This window comes from Arthrobacter sp. SIMBA_036 (assembly GCF_046535135.1).
Taxonomy (GTDB): Bacteria; Actinomycetota; Actinomycetes; order Actinomycetales; family Micrococcaceae; genus Arthrobacter.
In genome coordinates this window covers 1-267 of record NZ_JAWRXG010000218.1, presented here as the reverse complement: position 1 = coordinate 267, position 267 = coordinate 1, and the positions used below count along the sequence as shown (strand labels likewise).

General features: G+C 29.2%; 1 protein-coding gene. It reads left to right on the top strand.

Annotation, left to right across the window (positions count from 1 at the left end; genetic code table 11):
- Window positions 1-267: hypothetical protein (locus tag SB659_RS19670; RefSeq protein WP_410551627.1), on the top strand; the 267-nt coding region annotated here is incomplete at both ends.

Below are 267 nucleotides of genomic sequence, written 5' to 3'. Positions count from 1 at the left end.
AATGAAAATGAAGAGGCACTACCGCTTTTTTTGGAGTATTATCAGTATGAAAAGAAAAGAATGACTACTGCTGATAAAAATGTGAAAAGCTATATTGGTGCTATTTTTTCAGTAGCCAATTGCTATAATAGAAGCAAACAATATACAAATGCTCTGCATTATATCAATCTGGGAATTCAAGAATGTGAAAAATATAAGGACTATACTCACTATCCTTATTTTATATCAGGTTCAGGTATTGCTAATTATTATCTAAAGAACTATAAA